Origin of the sequence: Streptomyces sp. NPDC050416 (assembly GCF_044458845.1) — a bacterium.
Taxonomy (GTDB): Bacteria; Actinomycetota; Actinomycetes; order Streptomycetales; family Streptomycetaceae; genus Streptomyces.
In genome coordinates this window covers 283,475-298,551 of record NZ_JBITII010000002.1, presented here as the reverse complement: position 1 = coordinate 298,551, position 15,077 = coordinate 283,475, and the positions used below count along the sequence as shown (strand labels likewise).

General features: G+C 71.3%; 17 protein-coding genes. 11 read left to right on the top strand and 6 right to left on the bottom strand.

The features are described 5' to 3' along the window. Positions 1 to 272: 272 nt before the first annotated feature. Complete coding sequence (locus ACIBL4_RS06345) at positions 273 to 1,298, top strand: 4-hydroxy-3-methylbut-2-enyl diphosphate reductase (protein ID WP_399407051.1); 1,026 nt, start codon at positions 273 to 275, stop codon at positions 1,296 to 1,298. Positions 1,299 to 1,377: 79 nt separating this feature from the next. Next, a complete protein-coding gene (ppgK, locus tag ACIBL4_RS06340; protein WP_399407049.1) occupies positions 1,378 to 2,124 on the top strand; it encodes a polyphosphate--glucose phosphotransferase in 747 nt (248 codons plus the stop codon). Between the two features lie 6 nt (positions 2,125 to 2,130). On the opposite strand, the gene ACIBL4_RS06335 is transcribed toward ppgK, so the two are convergent. Continuing rightward, positions 2,131 to 2,736 (bottom strand): DUF6542 domain-containing protein, encoded by a 606-nt coding sequence (locus tag ACIBL4_RS06335; RefSeq protein ID WP_399407047.1) that lies wholly within the window; start codon positions 2,734 to 2,736, stop codon positions 2,131 to 2,133. A 169-nt stretch (positions 2,737 to 2,905) separates the two neighbouring features. Here ACIBL4_RS06335 and ychF point away from each other — a divergent pair, with 169 nt between their 5' ends. Beyond that, entirely contained in the window at positions 2,906 to 3,994 is a 1,089-nt protein-coding gene (gene ychF / locus ACIBL4_RS06330; RefSeq protein WP_399407045.1) for a redox-regulated ATPase YchF, read from the top strand. A gap of 133 nt (positions 3,995 to 4,127) precedes the next feature. Here ychF and ACIBL4_RS06325 read toward each other — a convergent pair whose 3' ends face one another. The 4 genes from ACIBL4_RS06325 to ACIBL4_RS06310 form a co-directional block, all read right to left on the bottom strand. Next, on the bottom strand, positions 4,128 to 4,391 hold the full coding sequence (locus ACIBL4_RS06325; RefSeq protein ID WP_033311173.1) for a type II toxin-antitoxin system RelE/ParE family toxin: 264 nt from the start codon (positions 4,389 to 4,391) through the stop codon (positions 4,128 to 4,130). After that, complete coding sequence (locus ACIBL4_RS06320) at positions 4,384 to 4,653, bottom strand: type II toxin-antitoxin system Phd/YefM family antitoxin (RefSeq protein ID WP_399407043.1); 270 nt, start codon at positions 4,651 to 4,653, stop codon at positions 4,384 to 4,386. Before ACIBL4_RS06320 ends, ACIBL4_RS06325 begins: the two co-directional genes overlap by 8 nt. A 73-nt stretch (positions 4,654 to 4,726) precedes the next feature. Further along, positions 4,727 to 5,512 (bottom strand): sulfite exporter TauE/SafE family protein, encoded by a 786-nt coding sequence (locus ACIBL4_RS06315; RefSeq protein WP_399407041.1) that lies wholly within the window; start codon positions 5,510 to 5,512, stop codon positions 4,727 to 4,729. 160 nt (positions 5,513 to 5,672) lie between these two features. Further along, positions 5,673 to 6,578, bottom strand: a complete 906-nt coding sequence (locus ACIBL4_RS06310) for a LysR family transcriptional regulator (protein WP_399407039.1) — start codon at positions 6,576 to 6,578, stop codon at positions 5,673 to 5,675. 99 nt (positions 6,579 to 6,677) lie between these two features. Between ACIBL4_RS06310 and ACIBL4_RS06305 the strand changes: the two genes are divergently transcribed. The 3 genes from ACIBL4_RS06305 (at position 6,678) to ACIBL4_RS06295 (ending at position 10,007) form a co-directional block, all read left to right on the top strand. Then, positions 6,678 to 7,508 carry an oxidoreductase gene (locus tag ACIBL4_RS06305; protein ID WP_399407037.1) on the top strand — a complete coding sequence of 277 codons (831 nt, stop codon included), beginning with the start codon at positions 6,678 to 6,680 and terminating at the stop codon, positions 7,506 to 7,508. A gap of 77 nt (positions 7,509 to 7,585) precedes the next feature. Further along, a complete protein-coding gene (locus tag ACIBL4_RS06300; protein WP_399407035.1) occupies positions 7,586 to 8,191 on the top strand; it encodes a dihydrofolate reductase family protein in 606 nt (201 codons plus the stop codon). A gap of 235 nt (positions 8,192 to 8,426) precedes the next feature. Next, positions 8,427 to 10,007 carry a S8 family peptidase gene (locus tag ACIBL4_RS06295; protein WP_399407033.1) on the top strand — a complete coding sequence of 527 codons (1,581 nt, stop codon included), beginning with the start codon at positions 8,427 to 8,429 and terminating at the stop codon, positions 10,005 to 10,007. A gap of 20 nt (positions 10,008 to 10,027) precedes the next feature. On the opposite strand, the gene ACIBL4_RS06290 is transcribed toward ACIBL4_RS06295, so the two are convergent. Beyond that, positions 10,028 to 11,245, bottom strand: coding sequence for a serpin family protein (locus ACIBL4_RS06290; protein WP_399407031.1), 1,218 nt, complete (start codon positions 11,243 to 11,245; stop codon positions 10,028 to 10,030). Between the two features lie 98 nt (positions 11,246 to 11,343). Between ACIBL4_RS06290 and ACIBL4_RS06285 the strand changes: the two genes are divergently transcribed. The 5 genes from ACIBL4_RS06285 to ACIBL4_RS06265 all read left to right on the top strand — a co-directional run bounded on the left by ACIBL4_RS06285 (position 11,344) and on the right by ACIBL4_RS06265 (position 15,006). After that, positions 11,344 to 12,513 carry a DUF4190 domain-containing protein gene (locus tag ACIBL4_RS06285; protein ID WP_399407029.1) on the top strand — a complete coding sequence of 390 codons (1,170 nt, stop codon included), beginning with the start codon at positions 11,344 to 11,346 and terminating at the stop codon, positions 12,511 to 12,513. A 147-nt stretch (positions 12,514 to 12,660) separates the two neighbouring features. Next, positions 12,661 to 13,413: a GntR family transcriptional regulator gene (locus ACIBL4_RS06280; protein ID WP_356928479.1), complete on the top strand. Its 753-nt coding sequence runs from the start codon at positions 12,661 to 12,663 to the stop codon at positions 13,411 to 13,413. Between the two features lie 340 nt (positions 13,414 to 13,753). Continuing rightward, the gene (locus ACIBL4_RS06275; protein ID WP_399407027.1) at positions 13,754 to 13,948 is read left to right on the top strand and encodes an SPOR domain-containing protein; all 195 of its coding nucleotides are present in this window, start codon (positions 13,754 to 13,756) and stop codon (positions 13,946 to 13,948) included. A 67-nt stretch (positions 13,949 to 14,015) separates the two neighbouring features. Then, a complete protein-coding gene (locus tag ACIBL4_RS06270) occupies positions 14,016 to 14,456 on the top strand; it encodes a (deoxy)nucleoside triphosphate pyrophosphohydrolase (RefSeq protein ID WP_399407025.1) in 441 nt (146 codons plus the stop codon). Between the two features lie 118 nt (positions 14,457 to 14,574). After that, a complete protein-coding gene (locus ACIBL4_RS06265; protein ID WP_399407023.1) occupies positions 14,575 to 15,006 on the top strand; it encodes an ATP-binding protein in 432 nt (143 codons plus the stop codon). The last annotated feature ends 71 nt before the right edge of the window (positions 15,007 to 15,077 follow it).

Below are 15,077 nucleotides of genomic sequence, written 5' to 3'. Positions count from 1 at the left end.
GCGCCGCGGCCAGTGCCCCAACGGCCGAGCGCCGCAGCGCCACCGGGGACACCCCGGCGTCCGCGCGGGGCAGCACGTGCGGCAGCGGCCGATTCCCCACCATCGCGAACAGCAACCGGCCCGCCGGGGCCTGTCGGCCGACACGACGAAGACGGCCCCCGCCCGAGGGGGGAGCACCCCCACCATCCGGGCGTCACTCACCTCGCCCCCCGTCGGTCTTCCCGGGGACTCCACACGGATGCGATCTTCGACCCGCCGGACGCGGCCTTACGATGGGACGCATGTCTGCTTCGCCTGGCCGCCGTGTCCTGCTCGCCGCCCCCCGTGGCTACTGCGCGGGTGTGGACCGCGCCGTGATCGCCGTCGAGAAAGCGCTGGAGCAGTACGGCGCTCCGGTCTACGTCCGGCACGAGATCGTCCACAACAAGTACGTCGTGCAGACCCTGGAGAAGAAGGGCGCGATCTTCGTCGAGCAGACGGAGGAGGTGCCCCCGGGGAACATCGTCATGTTCTCCGCGCACGGCGTGGCCCCGGTCGTCCACGAGGAGGCCGAGCGCGGCCGCCTCGCCACCATCGACGCCACCTGCCCGCTCGTCACCAAGGTCCACAAGGAAGCCGTCCGCTTCGCGAACGAGGACTACGACATCCTCCTGATCGGCCACGAGGGGCACGAGGAGGTCATCGGTACCTCCGGCGAGGCCCCCGACCACATCCAGCTCGTCGACGGCCCGGGCGATGTGCAGAAGGTCGAGGTCCGCGACCCGTCCAAGGTCGTCTGGCTCTCCCAGACCACGCTGTCCGTCGACGAGACCATGGAGACCGTCGACGCCCTCAAGGAGAAGTTCCCGCAGCTCATCTCCCCGCCCAGCGACGACATCTGCTACGCCACGCAGAACCGCCAGCTGGCCGTGAAGCAGATGGGCGCCGAGTCCGACCTGGTCATCGTGGTCGGCTCTCGCAACTCCTCCAACTCCAAGCGGCTCGTTGAGGTCGCCAAGATCGCCGGAGCGCGCGCCGCGTACCTCGTGGACTTCGCCGACGAGATCGACGAGGCCTGGCTGGAGGGCGTCTCCACGGTCGGCGTCACCTCGGGCGCCTCCGTCCCGGAGGTCCTGGTCGAGCAGGTCCTGGAGTGGCTGTCCCAGCGCGGTTTCGAGGACGTCGAGATCGTCAAGGCGGCCGAGGAGTCCATCACCTTCTCGCTGCCCAAGGAGCTGCGCCGCGACCTGCGTGAGGAGGCGACGGCGCTGGCCGCCGAGCGCGGCGGTGCCGGAACCGGTGAGGATTCCGGGGAGTGATCGGGGAGTGATCGGGGAGTCGCCGGGCGGGTTCGCCATCCGGCCGGTGACTGTCTGTCCCTCGTCGTAACGTAGGGCCATGCAGATCTTCGGCGTGGACATCGGCGGTTCCGGGATCAAGGGTGCCCCGGTGGACCTGGACAAGGGCGACTTGGCGCAGGAGCGCCACAAGGTCCTCACCCCGCAGCCGGCTACGCCCGACGGGGTGGCCGACGGCGTCAAGCAGGTCGTCGACCACTTCGGCTGGACGGGCCCGGTCGGGGTCACGTTCCCGGGCGTGGTCACCGACGGAGCGACGATCCGAACAGCGGCGAACGTCGACGACAGCTGGATCGACACCGACGCGCGCGTGCTGCTCGGCGAGCGGCTGGGCGGACTGCCGGTGACGGTGGTGAACGACGCGGACGCGGCGGGTGTCGCCGAGATGCACTTCGGCGCCGGCCGCGGCCGCCGGGGCACGGTGATCGTGCTCACGTTCGGCACGGGCATCGGCAGCGCGGTCTTCGTCGACGGCGTCCTGGTCCCCAACACGGAGCTGGGTCACCTGGAACTCGACGGGCACGACGCGGAGAAGCGGGCCTCCAGCAAGGCCCGGGAGGACCACGACATGACGTGGGAGCACTGGGCGGTGCACCGCGTGCGCAGATACCTCGCCCACGTCGAGATGCTGTTCTCGCCGGAGCTGTTCATCATCGGCGGCGGCGTCAGCCGTAAGTCACAGAAGTTCCTGCCGCACATCGAGGGCATCAAGGCGGAGATCGTCCCGGCGCAGTTGCAGAACAACGCGGGGATCGTGGGGGCGGCGATGCGGGCGGCAGGGCATTAGAGCCGGTCAGAGCCGGGGCGTCACACCGGCGGACGGACGGGCTCCGGCCGCCGTCCGTCGCCGGTGCACCAGCCGGATGCGCCGGGCGATCACGATCAGCCCGACGATGAGCGTGCCGCCGTACAGCCACCCGGCCTGCGTGGCGAGCGCCGTCACCAGGCCCATCAGCTTGCCGCCGGTCCCGCCGTCGCCGTCCGCCACCGGCACCAGCCCCACGGCGAAGGCGATCGGCACGACGACGGGCGCGGTCATCAGATCCCCGCGCCGCACCCAGACGGCGGTCAGCACGCACACCGGCAGGAACAGCACCCCGTACGCCGTCAGCGACGCCCCGAACAGCACGGCGCAGAGCCCGCCGAGCAGGAACATCACCAGCGCGCAGAACAACCCGCTGCCCAGCCCGGTCAGCCGGGGGTTGGGAAACCTCGCCGCGGCGGGTGCCGGGGCGGGGGCCGGCCGACGTACCGCCGGGTGACGTCGCTGCGGTCCCGGCTGCCGGACCGCTCGCACCGCACCGCCGCCCGCTCCCCGTCCTGCCTGCGGCGGCAGGGACGATCTCGGCCGGTCACGTCGCGGTCCGTACTGGGCAGGTCGCGTCCTGTATTGCTCCACTGCACCAACTTAGGTCGTTCAATATGCCGAATAGGCCTTCAGACACGCCGTGGACCGAGGCTTGGCCAAGCGTTCGATACGCCGCCGGGACGGTTCCGGGTACGCCGTAGACTGGTGGATCGGCCGGTCTCCCGGCCTCCTGCCCTCTCCACTCACGGGAAGTCGCAACGTGTCGCTCACGATCGGAATCGTCGGTCTGCCGAATGTCGGCAAGTCGACCCTGTTCAACGCCCTGACCAAGAACGACGTGCTGGCGGCCAACTACCCGTTCGCCACGATCGAGCCGAACGTCGGTGTCGTCGGCGTCCCCGACCCGCGGCTCGGCAAGCTGGCCGAGATCTTCAAGTCGGAGCGGATCCTCCCGGCCACGGTCGACTTCGTCGACATCGCGGGCATCGTGCGCGGTGCGTCCGAGGGCGAGGGCCTGGGCAACAAGTTCCTCGCGAACATCCGTGAGTCCGACGCGATCTGCCAGGTCATCCGCGCCTTCAAGGACGAGAACGTCGTGCATGTCGACGGCAAGGTCTCGCCCAAGGACGACATCGAGACGATCAACACCGAGCTGATCCTCGCCGACCTCCAGACCATCGAGAAGGTCCTGCCGCGTCTCCAGAAGGAGTCGCGGATCAAGAAGGACATCCAGCCCAAGGTCAAGGCGGTCGAGGAGGCCAAGGAGATCCTGGAGAAGGGTGACACGCTCTTCGCGCATGGCATCGTCCAGGGCAGCGAGCGCGCCGAGCTCCTGCACGACCTGCACCTGCTCACGACCAAGCCCTTCCTCTACGTCTTCAACGTCGACGAGGACGAGCTGACCGACGAGGACTTCAAGAACGAGCAGCGCGCCCTGGTCGCACCCGCCGAGGCGATCTTCCTCAACGCCAAGCTGGAGGCGGACCTCGCCGAGCTCGACGACGACGAGGCCCTCGAACTCCTCCAGTCCGTGGGCCAGGAGGAGCCCGGCCTCGCGACCCTGGCCCACGTCGGTTTCCGCACCCTCGGCCTCCAGACCTACCTGACGGCAGGCCCCAAGGAATCCCGCGCCTGGACCATCAAGAAGGGCGCCACGGCCCCCGAGGCCGCCGGCGTCATCCACACCGACTTCCAGAAGGGCTTCATCAAGGCGGAGGTCATCTCCTTCGACGACCTGGTGGAGTCCGGCTCGGTCGCGGAGGCCCGCGCGAAGGGCAAGGCCCGCATGGAGGGCAAGGACTATGTGATGCAGGACGGGGATGTGGTGGAGTTCCGCTTCAATGTGTGACTAGTTCGTTACTGTACGCGACGTGATTCCGCAAGTGTGCAGGTCGGAAGGGGTCGACTCCTCCAGGGGTCGACCCCTTCGCCGTCACCGTGCTGGATGGGTGCTGGATATTCTGACGCCGGATCAGTTGGTATCAAGTGTCGTAGACGGTCGAGCGGTGTCCGACGTGCACGACCCACACCACGAGCTCTCCGTTGTCGATCGTGTAGACGACGCGGTAGTCGCCGACCCGCAGGCGACGGCGTTCTGGCTGCGATACGAGCGCCGTAGTGTTGAATCCGAAGGGGTCGCTCTCCAGCTCGGTCAGCTTGGCCAGGATGCGCAGCGCCATGTCGCGGGGGATCTTGCGAAGCTCGGCCTGTGCCTCGGGGCGGAAGACGGTTCGGTACTCACTCACCGCGCGCCAGCGTCTCCCTCATGATGTCCTCGATCGGGATGCCGGGTGCCGGGTTGGCCATGCGCTCATCGATGATCCGGTTGATCTCGCGCTCTTCCCACTCCTGGTACTTGCGCAGCACCTCGATGGAGACGACGGCGGCTACTTCCTTGCCCCGGCGCGTGATCACTGTGGGGACGTCGTCGCGATCGGCGCGCTCCACGACCTCAGCCAAGTGCGCGCGTACATCACGGATGGACTCTCTGGGCAGCGGCCGCGTCATGCGCCCAAGGGTACCGAGTGTCTCATGTGTACACAATGCGTCGCTGTGGCGGGCGGACGGGTTTCCAACGCGGTCAGTCCAGGGTCTGGGCGGCGTACAGCATGCCGACGGCCGTGGCCAGGATGCCGAGGAGGAGGCGCAGGGTCCGGTCGGGCAGGTGGGGCTGGAGGCGGGCGCCGAGGTAGCCGCCCATGAGGCCGCCCGTGCCGCAGGCGAGCCCGAGCCACCAGTCGGGGGCGACCTCTCCGGAGCTCATCAGCGACAACACCACATAGGTGGTGGCGCCGACGAGCGACGTGGCGAACGTGGCGGCGAGCGCGGCCGGGGCGACGCGGGCGACGGGCAGGCCGCGTCCGACGAGGACCGGGCCGAGCAGGGAGCCGCCGCCGATGCCGTAGATGCCGCCGACGACGCCGACCGCCAGCGCGAGGCCGGTCAGCGTGCGCGGGGCCAACTCACCCGCGGATGATGGACGGTGGCGGGCCGGGGCGAGGGCGCACAGAGACAGCCACAGGCCGAGCGGCAGCAGCAGGGCGGCTGCCAGGAGCCGGAAGACGCCCGGGCCGGGGAGCGCGAAGACCCGGACGGCGGCGCCGAGGACGACGCCGGGCAGCGTGCCCAGCACCAGACGCCGGGAGAGGTCGCCGCGCAGGGCGCCGTCGTGACGGTAGCGCCACAGGGCTCCGGGGCCGGCGACGACGTTGTACAGCAGGTTGGTCGGGGTGACCGCCGGGTTGGGCACACCGAAGACGCTCAGCTGGACCGGGAGCAGGAACACCGCCCCGGAGACTCCGACCGGGGCGGTCACGGTCGCGATCACCAACCCGGCGGCCAGCCCTCCCCACACCGTCCAGTCCACCGCCGCCCCGCATCCCCTGGCCCTTCGAACGTGCGGTCAGTATCAGCGGCCCGGAGGGCTACGGGGGTGGGCTGCAACGAGACGTTCATGAGAGGCCGGCGTGAGCGTCGACGGGTGGTGGCGGCCCGGTCGGAGCCGGAGCCGGAGCCGGAGCACTCGGCTACTCCCGGCCCGTGACCCGCCTGCAGGCGTCCGCGTACGCCCGGACCAGCGGTCGTCGCCCGTCCTCCCGGCGCCAGGCCAGGACATAGCGGCTGGGTGTGACACCCCGCACCGGGCGGGCGGTCACGCCGCCCAGGGTGAGCAGGGGGACGTTGCCCGCGGCCACGAGGCACACGCCGAGACCGGCGGTCAGCGCCTCGTACGTCTCCTCCGTGCTCGCGATCTCGGCGCCGATCCGGGGAGGGCGGCCGTCGCGGGCGTCCAGGGCCAGCCAGAAGTCGCGCAGCGGGCCCGTGCTCTCGGGCAGCGCGAGGAACGGCTCGTCGAGCAGGTCCGTGAAGTCGACCTCGGCGCGGCCGGCGAGGGGATGCGCGTCCGGGAGGGCGACCATGAGCGGTTCCTCGGCGACGACCGTCCAGTCGTAGCGCTCCTGGCCGGGCAGCGGCAGCCAGACGAAGGCCACGTCCGCGGCGCCGTCGGCGAGGCCCGCGGTCGGGTCCTCCCAGTTGACCTGCCGCAGCCGGATGAGCGTCTCCGGGTGCGTGGCCGTGAAACGGGAGCGGATCGCGGGCAGCAGGCCGCCGCGGACCGGGCTGGTGCTCATGCCCACGACCAGCGTGCTGCGCTGCGCCGCCCGGGCGGTGTCCATCGCGGCCGCACCCTCCTCCCATGCGTCCAGCACCCGGCGCGCCTGCGGCAGCAGTGCCGTACCGGCGTCGGTGAGGGCCACGCCGTGCCGGTCACGCCGGAACAGCTCGATGCCCAACTGCCGCTCCAGCGCCCGGATCTGCTTGCTCAGCGCGGGCTGCGACACGTACAGGCGCTCCGCGGCGCGGGTGAAGTGCAGTTCCTCGGCCACCGCCACGAAGTAGCGCAGGTCGCGCACATGAACGTCCAGGGTCATAGCCATTGGTTATCACCAAAAGTCTTGGACCGGGCGGCGGCCCGGGCGAGAGGCTGATCGGCGTAACGAGGATGTGACGACGTGGGACGGGGAGCTGTCATGAACAAGGTGTGGCTGATCACGGGTGCGAGCAGCGGTTTCGGGCGGGCGATCGCCGAGGCGGCCCTCGCCGCGGGCGACGTGGTGGTCGGCGCGGCCCGGCGCCCGGAGGCGCTGGACGACCTGGCCGCCGCCCACCCCGACCGGGTGGAGGCGCTGCGCCTGGACGTCGCCGACACGGGCGCCGCCGAGGCCGCCGTACGGGACGTCGTGGCCCGGCACGGACGGATCGACGTCCTGGTCAACAACGCGGGCCGGACCCATGTCGGTGCCTTCGAGGAGACCACCGAGGAGGAGTTGCGGGCGCTGTTCGAGGTGCACGTCTTCGGCCCGGCCGCCCTCACCCGGGCCGTGCTGCCGTACATGCGCGAGCGGCGGTCGGGCGCGATCGTGCAGATGAGCAGCATGGGCGGACAGATGTCCTTCGCGGGCTTCTCGGCGTACAGCGCCACGAAGTTCGCCCTGGAGGGCATGTCCGAGGGACTCGCGGACGAGGTCGCGGAGTTCGGCGTCAAGGTGCTGATCGTCGAGCCGGGCGCCTTCCGCACGGGCCTGTTCGAGACCGGGCGGGCCGGTACCAGTGCGGACAGCGGCGTGTACGGCAAGGTGAGCCGGACCCGGGGAGCGGTCGCCGGCGGTGACGGCACCCAGCCCGGCGACCCGGCCAAGGCCGCCGCCCTCATCCTGGCCGCGCTCGACGCCGACACCACGCCGCTGCGCCTGCCCCTCGGCGACGACGGCGTCAGCGCGGTCCTCGGCCATCTCGACCAGGTACGCGACGAGGTCCTGGCATGGGAGAAGCGCTCCCGGGCCACGGGGTTCGGCGACTGACCGCGCCGCGCCGCGCAAGGTCCGCCGATGAGTTTCCGGTGGTGGTGTGGTCTATCCGTCGACGAAGGGAGCACACCATGCGCAAGATCATCGTTTGCACGTTCCTGACGCTGGACGGCGTCATGCAGGCGCCGGGCGGTCCGGATGAGGACCCTGAGAGCGGCTTCGAGCACGGCGGCTGGCAGAAGCCGGTGGTCGACGACGAGGTCGGCTCGGCCATCGCCGGTTGGTACGAGCACTCCGAGGCGATGCTGCTCGGCCGCAAGACGTACGAGATCTTCGCGTCGTACTGGCCGACCGCCGATCCCGGCAACCCGTTCACCGGTCGGATGAACAGCATGCGCAAGTACGTGGCGTCCCGGACCCTGACGTCCGTCGAGTGGCAGAACTCCACGCTGCTGGAGGGCGACACCGTCGATGCCGTACGCGAGCTGAAGGAGTCCGACGGCGGCGACATCAACGTCGTCGGCAGCGGCGACCTCGCCCAGACCCTCATGCGGCACGGCCTCGTCGACGAGTACCGCCTGACCATCCACCCGGTGATCATCGGCACCGGTAAGCGGCTGTTCGCCGACGGAGCGATCCCCACCGCGCTGGAGCCGGTCAGCGTCTCGACGACGAAGGGCGGCACCGTCGTCGGCGTCTACCGGCCGAACGGTGAGCCCGGCTACGACAGCTATTAGGCGGTCTCGTACCGTCCCCGACCACCAGGCCGGAGGAGTTCGGCGCCCTGGCGCAGGGCGCCGAACTCCTCCGGCCTCGGTCGTGCAGGGCCCTTGTGCAATTCCTGTGGAGGCCTCAATCTTTCGGCTGACGCACAGGAGTCGCCCAGATTTGACATGACCATGACTCCAGGGTGGCTTCGACGGGCGTGCACCACTCCCCACAGCGCACCACCGATTGAGGAGGACCCCTCAGATGGCAGTGATGCGTACTCCCCACGGATCCACCCGGCGAAGACTGGCCGCGCTCGGCGCGACGGCCACCGCGGCGCTCGTCGCGAGCCTCGTCTCCGCCCTCCCCGCCGGCGCGGCACCGGCCGTCTCCGAAGGGCGCGTTCAGTACGAGGGCGCGGCGAACGCCGTCGCCGACAGCTACATCGTCACCCTGAAGACGCAGAAGGCCGGTTCCGCCGCGGGCCGGGCCCTGGCGCACAAGTACGGCGTCGACATCGAGCGCACGTACACCAAGGCCCTGAACGGCTACGAGGTCGAGGCCTCCGAGACCGAGGCGAAGCGCCTCGCCGCCGACCCGGCCGTCGGCTCCGTCGTCCAGAACAGGACGTTCCGCATCACCGGGACCCAGCCCAGCCCGCCGTCCTGGGGCCTGGACCGCATCGACCAGAAGAACCTGCCGCTCAACAGCTCGTACACCTATCCGGACAAGGGGGGTGAGGGCGTCACCGCGTACGTCATCGACACCGGCGTCCGCATCACGCACAGCGACTTCGGCGGCCGTGCCTCCTACGGCTACGACGCCGTCGACAACGACAACACCGCCCAGGACGGCCACGGCCACGGCACGCACGTCGCCGGCACGGTCGCCGGCGGTGCCTACGGCGTCGCCAAGAAGGCCAAGGTCGTCGGCGTCCGGGTGCTGAACAACTCCGGCCAGGGCACCACCGCCCAGGTCGTCGCCGGCATCGACTGGGTCGCCCGGAACGCGGTCAAGCCGGCCGTCGCGAACATGTCCCTCGGCGGCCCCGGCGACACCGCCATCGACACGGCCGTACGAGGCGCCATCACCTCCGGCGTCACCTTCGTGGTCGCGGCCGGCAACGAGTCCACCAATGCCTCCACCCGGTCCCCGGCCCGCGTCACCGAGGCCGTCACGGTCGGCGCGACGACGTCGAGCGACGCGAAGGCGAGCTACTCCAACTACGGTTCGGTCCTCGACCTGTTCGCGCCCGGCTCGTCCATCACCTCGGCCTGGAGCACGAGCGACTCGGCGACCAACACCATCTCCGGTACGTCGATGGCGAGCCCGCACGTCGCCGGAGCCGCCGCCCTGCACCTGGCCGACAACCCCACGGCCACCCCCGCGCAGGTCTCCGCCGCGCTGACGGCCGCCGCCACCACCGGCGTCGTCACCAGCCCCGGCACCGGCTCGCCCAACCGGCTCCTCAACGTCGGCGGCGGTACGACCACCCCGCCCGGCCCGCGCTTCGAGAACACCGCCGACCAGGCCATCGCCGACAACGCCACCGCCGAGTCCCCGGTGACCGTCACCGGCGTCTCCGGCAACGCGCCCTCGGCCCTGGCCGTCGAGGTCCACATCGTCCACACCTACATCGGCGACCTCCAGGTCCAGCTGATCGCCCCCGACGGCACGGCGTACACGCTGAAGGGCTACGGCACCGGCGGCAGCGCGGACGACATCGACACCACGTACACCGTGAACGCCTCGTCGGAGGCCGCGAACGGCACGTGGAAGCTGCGGGTGAGCGACAACGCCCGCTTCGACACCGGTCGGATCGACGCCTGGGCGCTCCAGTTCTGACCTGGTTCGGTGACCGGCCGTCAGTTTCCTGACCTGGCCGGCACGTAGGCGTCCTCGTCCTCCGGGAAGGGCTTCGGGTCGGCGACCCAGCCCGCCGCGAGGACGAGGTTCGTCTCGCGGTGGACGGCGAGCAGGCCGAAGGGCCGCTCGAAGACCGCCACCGCCCTGACCGTCTCGTACGGCGGCTCCTCCAGCGCCCGGCCCCGGTAGAGGGTACTCATCGTGGTCACCGCCGTGGCTTTGAAGCCCTCCGCGCCGAAGGTGGCCGTCATGGCCTGCCGCGCCGAGCGCAGCACGAGCGGCGTGGGGCTCACTCCCGGGAAGGGGATGAGGCCCGGGGTGTCCTGGGCGGCCGTGGTCAGGCCGAAGAGCGCGCCCGACGCCAGCAGATCGTGATCCGCCCGCAGGGTGAACTCCACGGTGAACAGGGTCAGGGACGGCGGCTCGGCGGTGTGGGTGCGCCGCTTGTGGACGGACAGGCCCGGGCCGGCGGCACCCTCCGGGAGGCGGCTTCCCGGGACCGCGTCGAGCGTGCCCGCCAGCAGGTCCGTCCCGGCCGCCAGCACCTCTCCCGGCCCCATCCGCTCCGTGCCGAGCAGCAGATGGACGTCGACGCCCGTGTCCCCGCGCACGACCACGCGCGTCACGGCTCCCGGCCCGGCCCGGGCCACCGAGACGCTGTCGATGTCCGGCACCTCCCGCACGAGCCCGGCCGAGCCGTAACGGCCCAGCCAGCCGCCGAAATGCCCCTCGAACGGCACCTCCCAGTCCGTCCGCAGGACCAGCGCACTCGCCAGCACCAGGGCCGTGTCCGGCCGCAGCGCCACCGGCATGTGCTCGATCGCACCGCCCGTCCGCCGCGCGGCCCACGCGTCCAGGGCCCGCCGGTCGGCCTCCGGTTCGCCCCTGAGCACCCCGTGCGCTCCCACCGGAAGCCGCTCCGCCCACTCCTCCCGCAGTTCCACGGTCCGCTCGCTCCACAGCCCCAGCGCGGACTCCAGGCCGTCCACCTCAGCCAGCATCCCGAGCAACTCCCGCCCGGCCTCGCCCGCCCGGTCCGCCGGCAGGCCGAGTGCCTCCGTCAGCTCCTCGCGTGCCCGGCCCGTCGCCCCGGCCGCCAGGAAGGCCAGCAGCGGCCAGACTCCGGCCGCCGAGAACACCGTGCCCGCGCGGATTCCCGACGCCCAGCGTGCCGTCAGGCGGTTCACCGCTGCTGCCGACGTGTCGATCGTCCGCATTCCGCCCCCGTCACCGTGCCGCTTACGATGCGGCCAGCCGTACGTCGGTTTCCGCACGGCCGCTCTCTCCCACCGCCTCAGCCAGGAGCACCGTACCCGTGTCGATACCCCCGCCCTCCGGGAACCAGCAGCCCGGGGACCCGTACGGCCCGCCGCCTGCGCACTGGCCCCAGGGAGGCCAGGGTTACGGCCCCTACGGCCCCACCGGCAGCCCCTACGGCCCCACCGGCCGCCCGTACGGCGCCCCGGTCTCCGTCAACGCGCTCGCCGTCGCCGCGCTCGCGCTCGGCGTGCTCTGCTTCCTGCCCGCCGCGGGGCTCGTGCTGGGGCTGATCGCGCTGCGGCAGATCAGGCGGAACGGCCAGAGCGGCCGGGGGCTGGCGATCGCCGGGGCCGCGCTGTCGTCCGTCGGGATCGCGCTGTGGGCGGTGGCGCTGTCCACGGGTGTGCTGTCCGAGGCCTGGGAAGGCTTCAGGGACGGCGCGCAGGGCAACGAGAGCCTCTCGCTGAGGAAGGGCGACTGCTTCGACGCGCCCGGTGGTCTGGAGGGCGACACCTACGACGTCGACCGGGTGTCCTGCGCGGGCGGGCACGACGGCGAGGTGTTCGCGGTCGTGACCCTGCCGGGCGGCGCCTTCCCGGGCGACGCCGAGATCACCGACATCGCCGACGAGAGGTGCTACGCGCTCCAGGACCAGTACGCCATGGACTCCTGGGCGATGCCGGCCGACGTCGACGTCTACTACCTCATGCCGTCCCGGGACAGCTGGCGCTACGGCGACCGCGCGATCAGCTGCGTCTTCGGCCACAGCGACGCGAAGGCGAAACTGACCGGCTCCCTGCGCGGCGACCCCACCACGCTCGACACCGACCAGGTCGTCTTCCTGTCGGCGGCCAACGCCGTCGACGCGGCGCTGTACGAGGAGCCCGAGGACACCGCCGAGGACGACCTCGCCGGGCACCGGGCCTGGGCCACGCAGGTGCACGACGTGATGGGCGAGCAGATCGAGGCCCTGCGCGGGCACTCCTGGCCGTCCGGCGCCCGAAAGCCCGTCGCCGACCTGGTGAAGGACATGGAGGACGCCCGCGAGCAGTGGGCGAAGGCGAGCACGGCCGGTGACCCGGACACCTACTACACGCACTACGACAAGGCCTACGCGTACGTCGACGGCGCGGCGACCGTCACCGCGCGCAAGGCCCTCGGGCTCGCGACGGCCCCGCCGGCCCCGGGCGAGACCGAGGGCGGGGACTCCGAAGCCGAGGTGTGACGGCGGCTATAGCGGGGAGAAAGTGCCTGCGTAAAGCCCTCGGGGCCCCCATGTCATCACATCGAGTGATTCTCTGGCCTTTGCTTGCACCGCACAACCTACGGTTGCCACGCTGTTGCTGTCTGTACAACCTGATGGGAGCGGCCAGTGACATTCGGTGAGCAGCCGGCGTATCTGCGCGTCGCGGGTGATCTCCGCAAGAAGATCGTCGACGGTCAGCTGCCACCGCACACCCGCCTCCCCTCCCAGGCCAGGATCCGCCAGGAGTACGGCGTCTCGGACACCGTCGCCCTGGAGGCCCGCAAGGTGCTCATGGCGGAAGGCCTGGTCGAGGGCCGCTCCGGCTCGGGGACGTATGTGCGCGAGCGGCCCGTGCCCCGGCGCATCGCCCGCTCCGGATACCGCCCGACCGGCGGGGCCACGCCGTTCCGCCAGGAGCAGGCCGACGGCGAGGGGCGCGGCACCTGGGAGTCCAGCAGCGAGCAGGCCGAGGCCAGTGTCGCGGTCGCCGAGCGGCTGGGCATCGAGCCGGGCGAGCGCGTGATGTGCACGAAGTACCTCTTCCGCGAGGGCGGCGAGGCGATGATGCTCTCCACCTCCTGGGAGCCCCTCGCCCTCACAGGCCGTACGCCGGTGATGCTGCCGGAGGAGGGGCCGCTCGGCGGCATGGGGGTCGTCGAGCGCATGCGCGCGATCGACGTGATCGTGGACAACGTCACCGAGGAGGTGGGTGCCCGCCCCGGCCTCGCCGAGGAACTGCTCGTCCTCGGGGGCGTCCCCGGCCATGTGGTCCTGGTCGTCCAGCGCACGTTCTACGCCTCCGGCCGCCCGGTCGAGACGGCCGACGTGGTCATCCCTGCCGATCGGTACCGGGTCGCCTACCACCTTCCGGTCAAGTAGCGAACGCTCACTTCAGTCCCGCGGCGCGCCCCCCGCGCGCCCCGCTCACACGATCACCGCTCCGGCCGTCCCCGGCCGGAGCGGTCGCTCTCTCCGAGCCGGTCGTCGTTCTCCCAGGTCGGTGGCGGCGTATGCGGTAGGCCTCCGGCCGGGCGCGTCGAGGTACGCGGACGGCGCATTCGTTGTCGTGCGCCCCTGTGTTCTGGCCGGTTGCGTACCTCTTTGTGAAAAGCCGTATTCGCTGCGTGAAGGTTAGGCGTAGGCTCGGGCATATGCGCATTGCGGTTTCCTTATCGGGTGGGGCACGGCACAGGCCGCGAGTGGGAAGTGGAGGGGCGCGATGAACGACAGCACGATCACTCTTCCCTGGCTCGTGATACGCGAAGACGACAACGGCAACCGCTACCGCGTCGGCCGGTACGCGACCCGGGCCGAGGCCCAGAAGATCGCGGACAGCCTGGACGGCCGCGGCCACAAGCAGCTGTACTGGGTCGAGCGGCTCGGCCAGAACGGGTCGGGGGCGGCGCACGACTGACCCGCGCCCTGTCGTCCGGATCGGATCGCGGTCGGAGCACTCGCAGCAGTCGTCGTAGGCTCCCCGCATGAGTGAGCGGATCGTCGTCGTGGGTGCCGCGCTGGTCGACGACGGGCGGCTGCTGGCCGCCCGGCGCAGCGCGCCCGTCGAGTTGGCCGGGCGCTGGGAACTGCCCGGCGGCAAGGTCGAGCCGGGGGAGACGGCCGACGCGGCGCTCGTACGGGAGCTGCGCGAGGAACTCGGCGTCGACGCCGAGGCCGGCGGTCGCGTCCCGGGAGAGTGGCCGCTGAAGTCGCCGTACGTGCTGCAGGTGTGGACCGCGCGACTGCGGCCCGGCTCCGCCGCTCCCGAGCCCCTTCAGGACCACGACGCGCTGCGCTGGCTCGGCCCCGACGAGATCTGGGACGTGGACTGGCTCGACCAGGACGTGCCCGCGCTGCGGCAGACACTCGCGTACCTGGGGCCTCTCGACGGCGTCCCCCGTACCGGAGAAGTGCCCGGCGCCTGAGGCCGGCCGAGGGCGTGCGAGGTCCGAAGACGACTGTGTGCGCGCCACAGTGCGCTGCCCCGTGCGGTACTCCGCCCCGGATATCGGGTATGTGCCCATTAACCCCATGAAACAGGACATGGGTGGACCCGCTGCCGGGGAAGTGATCGGCGTGATCGACACCGAAGGTGACCGCGCCGAGTGGACGTTTCCCGCCGAGCCGGGCGCCGTGCGCACCGCACGTCAGGCCGTCCGCGGCCGGCTCCTCGGCTGGGGCCTCGACAGCCTCGCCGACCTCACGGCGCTGTTGGTCAGCGAGTTGGTCACCAACGCCCTGCGGCACGCCACGGGCCCCATCGGCGTCCGCCTGCTCCGCCCCTCCGAACTGAACGGCGTCCTGCTGGTGGAGGTCTCGGACCCGCTCCCCGACCCGCCCCGCGAGCGCGCCGCGAGACCCGAGGACGAGAGCGGCCGCGGGCTCCAACTCGTGGCCTCCTCCTGCCGCCGCTGGGGCACCCGGCCGGGCAGCGTGGGAAAGACCGTGTGGTTCGAACTCGCCGTTCCGGAGTGAAAAATCGGTGTACGTCCGCCCGGCCGCTGTCGAGCGAATGGTTCAGGCCAGTGGCGGTTGCCGACGGACGG

Coding starts and splice junctions, on each gene's coding strand:
- ACIBL4_RS06290 (WP_399407031.1), bottom strand. CDS start 11,245: ATGCGGACGATCGACACGTCGGCAGCAGCGGTGAACCGCCTGACGGCA.
- ppgK (WP_399407049.1), top strand. CDS start 1,378: ATGCAGATCTTCGGCGTGGACATCGGCGGTTCCGGGATCAAGGGTGCC.
- ACIBL4_RS06345 (WP_399407051.1), top strand. CDS start 273: ATGGGACGCATGTCTGCTTCGCCTGGCCGCCGTGTCCTGCTCGCCGCC.
- ACIBL4_RS06265 (WP_399407023.1), top strand. CDS start 14,575: ATGGGTGGACCCGCTGCCGGGGAAGTGATCGGCGTGATCGACACCGAA.
- ACIBL4_RS06310 (WP_399407039.1), bottom strand. CDS start 6,578: ATGACCCTGGACGTTCATGTGCGCGACCTGCGCTACTTCGTGGCGGTG.
- ACIBL4_RS06295 (WP_399407033.1), top strand. CDS start 8,427: ATGGCAGTGATGCGTACTCCCCACGGATCCACCCGGCGAAGACTGGCC.
- ACIBL4_RS06270 (WP_399407025.1), top strand. CDS start 14,016: ATGAGTGAGCGGATCGTCGTCGTGGGTGCCGCGCTGGTCGACGACGGG.
- ACIBL4_RS06300 (WP_399407035.1), top strand. CDS start 7,586: ATGCGCAAGATCATCGTTTGCACGTTCCTGACGCTGGACGGCGTCATG.
- ACIBL4_RS06320 (WP_399407043.1), bottom strand. CDS start 4,653: ATGACGCGGCCGCTGCCCAGAGAGTCCATCCGTGATGTACGCGCGCAC.
- ACIBL4_RS06305 (WP_399407037.1), top strand. CDS start 6,678: ATGAACAAGGTGTGGCTGATCACGGGTGCGAGCAGCGGTTTCGGGCGG.
- ACIBL4_RS06275 (WP_399407027.1), top strand. CDS start 13,754: ATGAACGACAGCACGATCACTCTTCCCTGGCTCGTGATACGCGAAGAC.